7 protein-coding genes are annotated in these 6806 nt (G+C 73.6%); 2 read left to right on the top strand and 5 right to left on the bottom strand.

Annotated elements, in window-relative coordinates:
* Positions 1-91: 91 nt before the first annotated feature.
* On the bottom strand, positions 92-805 hold the full coding sequence (locus tag ACFWNV_RS38780) for a transglycosylase family protein (protein ID WP_383956780.1): 714 nt from the start codon (positions 803-805) through the stop codon (positions 92-94).
* Positions 806-1091: 286 nt separating this feature from the next.
* On the opposite strand from ACFWNV_RS38780, the gene ACFWNV_RS38775 reads away from it, so the two are divergent.
* Together ACFWNV_RS38775 and ACFWNV_RS38770 are read left to right on the top strand one after the other, a co-directional pair.
* Positions 1092-1889, top strand: coding sequence for a hypothetical protein (locus ACFWNV_RS38775; protein WP_383956777.1), 798 nt, complete (start codon positions 1092-1094; stop codon positions 1887-1889).
* A gap of 198 nt (positions 1890-2087) precedes the next feature.
* On the top strand, positions 2088-2570 hold the full coding sequence (locus tag ACFWNV_RS38770) for a hypothetical protein (RefSeq protein WP_383956774.1): 483 nt from the start codon (positions 2088-2090) through the stop codon (positions 2568-2570).
* A 27-nt stretch (positions 2571-2597) separates the two neighbouring features.
* Here the strand turns inward: ACFWNV_RS38770 and der are convergent, their stop codons facing one another.
* From der to ACFWNV_RS38750, 4 genes are all read right to left on the bottom strand, one after another.
* Positions 2598-4058, bottom strand: coding sequence for a ribosome biogenesis GTPase Der (der, locus tag ACFWNV_RS38765; protein WP_383956771.1), 1461 nt, complete (start codon positions 4056-4058; stop codon positions 2598-2600).
* A 75-nt stretch (positions 4059-4133) separates the two neighbouring features.
* Complete coding sequence (locus tag ACFWNV_RS38760; RefSeq protein WP_383956768.1) at positions 4134-4781, bottom strand: lysophospholipid acyltransferase family protein; 648 nt, start codon at positions 4779-4781, stop codon at positions 4134-4136.
* Positions 4778-5482, bottom strand: a complete 705-nt coding sequence (cmk, locus tag ACFWNV_RS38755) for a (d)CMP kinase (protein ID WP_383956765.1) — start codon at positions 5480-5482, stop codon at positions 4778-4780. The genes ACFWNV_RS38760 and cmk overlap by 4 nt, the downstream gene beginning before the upstream one ends.
* A gap of 159 nt (positions 5483-5641) precedes the next feature.
* Entirely contained in the window at positions 5642-6730 is a 1089-nt protein-coding gene (locus tag ACFWNV_RS38750; RefSeq protein WP_383956762.1) for a prephenate dehydrogenase, read from the bottom strand.
* Between the last annotated feature and the right edge of the window lie 76 nt (positions 6731-6806).

Raw genomic sequence — 6806 nt, 5'->3', positions numbered from 1 at the left:
CCCCAGAAGGGGTCCGGGCAGCGCCCGGGGAACGGTGGAAGGGCGGGTAGGGGACTTCGCCCCGCAGGGCCGAACCACCCGCACCCGCCCGCTACGCCCGCGACCCCACCGGACCGGCACTCGCGGACGCCCCCGGCGGGACCGCCGCAGCCAACGAACCCGGGCCCGGTACGGCCGGGGCGGGCACGACCGGAGCAGGCGAGCCCGCAGGCACAGGCGGCACAGCCGGAGCCGGCGCAGCCGAGGGCGCCACAGCCGGCAACACCAGCAGCGTCCCGATCCGCAGCACCTCGGGCCGCCCCCCGATCACCCCCCGGTTCGCCGCATGGAGCGCCTGCCACCCACCCCGCACCCGATGCCTCCGCGCGATCCCCACCAGCGTGTCCCCGCCCCGCACCACGTGCATCCGCCCCGCCAGCCCGTACCGCTTCGCGCACACGGGCCACGCCTCCCAGCCCTGGCTCCCGAGCAGCTCCTCCCCGATCCGGATCTGCTGCTCCCGGGTGGCGAGGTCGGCTCTCGGGGCGAAGGCCAGCCCCCCGTGCTCCTCCCACGTCGGCTGCCAGAACTGCAGTCCGCCGTAGAAGCCGTTCCCCGTGTTCACCGTCCAGCGGCCCCCGCTCTCGCAGTCGGCCACGCAGTCCCAGGGCCACTGCCCGCCGGGTCCGCAGTCCACCGCCCGGCCGGGGGCCCCGGGCCGCGGCGGGGGCGGCGCCGCGACCGCCGCCCCGGGCGACGCCGACGCCAGCACGAGGAGCACCAGCGCCGCCGCGCCCACCCCACCCGGAACCCCGAAGTTGCGCATCGCGTCACGCTACGCAGCCCCGTACCGCCCCCCGCGCGCGCCACACCGCGCCCCGCGCGCCCCCACCCGCTCGGCCCACCGGCCAAACGGCCAGCAGCGACCATCAACTGCGCACAAACCAAAAAGAGTTGGCACGAAAACAACGGCCCGGTCGGACCGTTCACTCCTTCGGGGGTCCGGTTCGATTCCGTTCCCTCAAACGGCGTGACCCCGGCCGCCACTCCCCCGTTGAGCCCGGCGAGCCGGAACCCCCCGGCCCCGCACGCCTAGTCCGAGGAGCCACCCCGTGCCGCGCATGCTCGAAGTCAGTGATGAGGTACGTGCCGAGATCGGCGACGAGGAGGCCGAGCGGCTGCTCGCAGGTGACGGGTCCCCGGGCAGTTACGACTGCACCTCCTGCCGCACCCCCGGCGACTCCGAGCGCGAGCAGACCAGCACCGTGCTGTTCGTCGGGGACGAGACGGCCGTGCTGGCCTTCGCCCACGCCGGCTGCATCCCCTCGCAGGTCGTCTCCGTGCCCGAGGCGGACCTCCAGGGCGCCGTCCGCTCCATCACCGGTGACAGCCCCGCCCCGGCGGCCTCGGCCGCCGGCGACGTACCGCAGTCCGTGCCCGGCGGCCAGGCCGTCCTCGGCATCACCAGCGGCCTGATCCTGATCAACGGCGAGCTGCACCCCGCCCTGGTGGTGGAGCCGACCGCGCCCATCGCGCGCCCCGGCACCACCGGTCCCGGCGACGACTTCCTCCCGCTCCTCATCGAGCAGGGCTTCATCCCCATGACCGACACCGAAGAGGTCCCGCAGGCCCTGAGCGGCTGGTCGATCCTGCTCGCCGCCGGCCAGCTGCACTCCGTGCTGCAGCCCGGTCAGATCGCCTGGTGGCAGGCGCACCGGCCGCTGTCGGTCACCGACGGCTGGCGGGCCGCCGTCAACAAGACGCAGCGCGTCCTGGTGTACGCGGCCCCCGTCGGCACCATCGGCCAGCAGCCCCGCGAGGACCTGCTGCGCGACGCCCTGGACAAGGCCGCCCGCAACGGCAAGCTGGTCGCCGCCTCGATGCCGCTGGCGGGCACCCCGGGCGCCTGAGGTCCGGTCCCCCGGGACCCCCCGGGCTCCCGCTCCCCGCTCTGCCCTTCCGTCCCCGAATCGGCCGTCCGACCCCCGTCACAGGGGGCCGGGCGGCGTGCGCCGGGGGTGCGCGGTCCGTCCCGCGCACCCCCGGCGATCTGCGTTTTCCGCCCCGCGACCCCGCATCCGCGGGCCGCCGGTTTCGTTGGCAGATACGTGCATTCCTACGATGTCTCCCGCGCCCCGTCCTATCCGAGCAGCGTCCCCCCGATGCGCCCCGTACGGGAGCTGGGGAGCTCTCCGGCCGTCTCGCACACCCCCATCTACGACACGCTGTACTCGGAGTACCTGCGCGCCTTCCGGGCCCTGCCCGGCGACCGCACCGGCGAGGAGGACCTCGGCTTCACGGCGTTCTCGTACGGGGGGCCGTACAGCGGTGCGTACGCGGGCGGCGCGGGTGCGTACGGCAGCGGTTCCGCCCCGGGCTCCGCGAGCGCCTACGGGAGCGGCTGGAACGGTTCCTCATGGCAGCCGGCGGGACAGCACGCCGGGCAGCAGGCGGACGCCTGGCAGCCCTCCCCCGCTCCGCAGCCGCAGTACTCGTACGCCGGCGCCGGATACGCCAACGGGCGGCAGCACCAGACCGGGATGCAGCACATCCCGGCGGCCCTGCCGCCCGCTCCGCGCCGGGGCTACTAGCCCCGGCCAAGCCCTACCGAACCGCCACTACATCTTGCGCTTGTGCAGTGCACCGCGCTTCTCGCGGACGCGGACCGAGATGTGGATCGGGGTCCCCTCGAAGCCGAACTCCTCGCGCAGGCGGCGCTCGATGAAGCGGCGGTAGCCGTGCTCCAGGAAGCCCGAGGCGAAGAGGACGAACCGCGGCGGCTTGCTGCCCGCCTGCGTACCGAACAGGATGCGCGGCTGCTTGCCGCCACGGATCGGGTGCGGGTGGGCGGCGACGACCTCGCCGAGGAAGGCGTTCAGACGGCCGGTCGGGATGCGCGTCTCCCAGCCGGCGAGCGCGGTCTCGATGGCCGGGACCAGCTTCTCCATGTGGCGGCCGGTGAGCGCCGAGACGTTCACCCGGGGCGCCCAGGCGACCTGCTGCATCTCGGTCTCGATCTCGCGCTCGAGGTAGTAGCGGCGCTCCTCGTCGAGGTCGTCCCACTTGTTGTACGCGATCACGATCGCGCGGCCCGCCTCGACGGCCATCGTGATGATGCGCTGGTCCTGGACGGAGATCTGCTCGGTCGTGTCGATCAGGATGACCGCGACCTCCGCCTTCTCCACGGCGGCGGCCGTGCGCAGCGAGGCGTAGTAGTCCGCGCCCTGCTGGAGGTGGACCTTCTTGCGGATGCCCGCGGTGTCGATGAACTTCCAGGTGACGCCGCCGAGCTGGATCAGCTCGTCGACCGGGTCGCGGGTGGTGCCGGCCATCTCGTTGACGACGACACGGTCCTCCTTGGCGACCTTGTTCAGGAGGGAGGACTTGCCGACGTTCGGGCGGCCGATGAGCGCGATCCGGCGGGGACCGCCGACGGCGGTGCCGAAGGTCTGCTCGGGGGCCTCGGGCAGGGCCTCCAGGACGGCGTCGAGCATGTCGCCGGTGCCGCGGCCGTGCAGGGAGGAGACCGGGTGCGGGTAGCCGAGGCCCAGCGACCACAGCGAGGCCGCGTCGGACTCGCCGCTCTGGCCGTCGACCTTGTTGGCGCACAGGACGACGGGCTTGCCGGCCTTGCGCAGCAGGCGCACGACGGCCTCGTCGGTGTCGGTGGCGCCGACCTTGGCGTCCACGACGAAGACGACGGCGTCGCAGGCCTCGATGGCGTACTCGGCCTGGGCGGCGACGGAGGCGTCGATGCCGAGGACGTCCTGCTCCCAGCCGCCGGTGTCGACGACCTTGAAGCGGCGGCCGGCCCACTCGGCCTCGTAGGTGACGCGGTCGCGGGTGACGCCGGGCTTGTCCTCGACGACCGCCTCGCGGCGGCCGATGATCCGGTTCACCAGGGTCGACTTGCCGACGTTCGGGCGGCCGACGACGGCGAGGACCGGGAGCGGGCCGTGGCCCGCTTCCTGGAGCGCGCCCTCGACGTCCTCGATGTCGAAGCCTTCTTCCGCGGCGAGCTCCATGAACTCCGCGTACTCGGCATCGCCAAGTGCTCCGTGGTCTTGCTGGTCGTTCATGAAGTCCGTTCCTCGTCGTTCGTGGTGATCGGTGGGGCCCGCGCAGCGCGGTTCCACTACTAGGTCCAGTCTCGCTCAGCGCCCGGTCAGGCGCTTCGCGTCGGCCAGGTGGGCGGTCAGCCTGTCCTGGATGCGTACGGTGGCCTGGTCCAGCGCGGTACGGGTACGGCGGCCACTGCCGTCCCCGGCGTCGAAGGCATCGCCGAAGACGATGTCGACCCTGCTCTTCAGCCGTGGCAGCGCCTTGACGACGCGGCCGGAGCGTTCGGTGCTGCCCAGTACGGCGACCGGCACGATGGGGGCGCCGGAGCGGACCGCGAAGTACGCGAGGCCCGCGCGCAGCGAGGCGAAATCACCCTCGCCGCGAGTGCCCTCGGGGAAGATCCCCAGGGCTCCGCCGTTCTCCAGTACGCCCAGCGCGCGGCTGATGGCGCCCCGGTCGGCGCCGGAGCGGTCCACCTTGACCTGCCCGATCCGGTCGAGGAAGGGGCCGAGCGGACCGACGTACGCCTCCTTCTTGATCAGGAAGTGCAGCGGCCGCGGGGCGGTGCCCATGACCATGGGGCCGTCGATGTTGTGCGAGTGGTTCACGGCCAGGATGACGGGCCCGGTGGCGGGGACCTTCCAGGCCCCCAGCACGCGCGGCTTCCAGAGGCCGTACATGAGCCCGATGCCGATCCGCCGGCCGACCGCCGCACCCTTGAGGGAGGGCGTATCGCTCACGCGCGGCCCCGCTTCTCTTCCACCAGGGTAACCACGCACTCGATGACCCGGTCCAGCGTGAGCTCGGTGGTGTCCACCTCGACCGCGTCGCCGGCCTTGGCCAGCGGGGAGGTCTTGCGGCCGGAGTCGGCGGCATCGCGCTTGATCAGCGCTTCCTTGGTGGCCGCGAGGTCCGCGGCCTCCTTGCCCCGCAGCTCGCCGCTGCGGCGGGCCGCGCGGGCCTCGGCGGAGGCGGTGAGGAAGACCTTCAGGTCGGCGTCGGGCAGCACGGTGGTGCCGATGTCCCGGCCCTCGACCACGATGCCCTCGGCCTCGTCGGCCGCTTCGGCGGCGATGGAGCGCTGGAGCTCGGTGATCAGGGTGCGCACCTCGGGGACGGCGCTCACGGCGCTGACCTTGGAGGTGACCTCCTGGGTCCGGATCGGGCCGGAGGCGTCCTGGCCGTCGACGGTGATGGTGGGGGCGGACGGGTCGGTGCCGGACACGATGACGGGCTTGCCCGCCGCGAGGGCGATGGCCTGCGGGTCATCGATGTCGATGCCGTTGGTGATCATCCACCAGGTGATGGCCCGGTACTGGGCACCGGTGTCCAGGTAGCGCAGCCCGAGCTTGGCGGCCACGGCCTTGGAAGTGCTGGACTTGCCCGTGCCGGAGGGACCGTCGATGGCGACGATCACGGCGGTCGGAGCTGCGGTTTCCACGGTGCGGGCACCTTCCTGGTTGCGCGTACGTGTCCGGGCGCGCCAATAGCGCCCCTCCTCCAGGTTACCGGGCTTTTCGCCGCCGCCCGCCGGGGCGTCGGCGGGGGGCGGCGGGCGGGGCGTGCGGGCAAGATCGGGAAGGGAGCGGCAAGACACCCCCTACTGCTGGCGCAGTGCCCAGCCGCGTTCGCGCAGCTCGGCCTGGAGGCCCGCCACCGCCCGGGGTTCGACCATCAGCTGGACCAGGCCCGCCTGCTGCCCGGTCGCGTGTTCGATCCGCACGTCCTCGATGTTGACCCCGGCCCGGCCGGCGTCGGCGAAGATCCGGGCGAGCTCGCCCGGCTGGTCGGAGATGAGGACGGCCACGGTCTCGTAGACCGTCGGCGCGGCCCCGTGCTTGCCCGGGACCCGGACCCGCCCCGCGTTGCCGCGGCGCAGTACGTCCTCGATGCCCGCCGCCCCGTCCCGGCGCTTGGACTCGTCGGCCGACTGAAGGCCCCGCAGGGCTTCCACCGTCTCCTCCAGGTCGGCGGCGATCCCGGCGAGGACGTCCGCCACGGGTCCCGGGTTGGCGGAGAGGATCTCCACCCACATCCGCGGGTCGGAGGCGGCGATCCGGGTCACGTCGCGGATGCCCTGCCCGCACAGCCGCACCGCGGTCTCGTCGGCCTCCTCCAGCCGGGCGGCGACCATGCTGGAGACGAGCTGCGGGGTGTGGGAGACCAGGGCGACGGCCCGGTCGTGGGCGTCGGCGTCCATGACCACCGGGACGGCCCGGCACAGCGCCACCAGCTCCAGCGCCAGGTTCAGCACCTCGTGGTCGGTCTCCCGGGTCGGCGTCAGTACCCAGGGGCGGCCTTCGAAGAGGTCGGCGGAGGCCGCGAGCGGTCCGGACTGCTCCTTGCCCGCCATCGGGTGGGTGCCGATGTACGCCCTGGTGTCCACGCCGAGCGCATCCAGCTCCCGGCGCGGTCCGCCCTTGACGCTGGCCACGTCCACGTAGGCGCGGGCCAGGTCGCGGCCTATGGCGTCGGCGAGGGCGGCGGCCACGTGGGCGGGCGGTACGGCGATGACCGCGAGGTCCGCCTTGCCCTGGAAGGGCTCCTCCGTGCCGGCGCCCAGCGCGGCGGCCGTACGGGCCTGCCCCTGGTCCCGGTCGGACAGGTGGACGGCGATGCCGCGGGCGGCGAGGGCGAGCGCCGCGGAGGTGCCGATCAGTCCGGTTCCGATGACGACGGCGGTTCTCACGGGGTGCTCTCCAGGTGTACAGGGGTGTGGGGCGGCGGTACCTGCCTCAGGGTAGCCAGCGGGAACGGCGCGAGGG

The organism is Streptomyces sp. NPDC058401, from assembly GCF_042722885.1.
Classification (GTDB): Bacteria; Actinomycetota; Actinomycetes; order Streptomycetales; family Streptomycetaceae; genus Streptomyces.
This window is presented reverse-complemented; position numbering and strand designations above follow the sequence as displayed.

Bases quoted from the DNA above. Each gene is read 5' to 3' on its own strand.
- ACFWNV_RS38780 (WP_383956780.1), bottom strand. From the start codon at position 805: ATGCGCAACTTCGGGGTTCCGGGTGGGGTGGGCGCGGCGGCGCTGGTG.
- der (WP_383956771.1), bottom strand. From the start codon at position 4,058: ATGAACGACCAGCAAGACCACGGAGCACTTGGCGATGCCGAGTACGCG.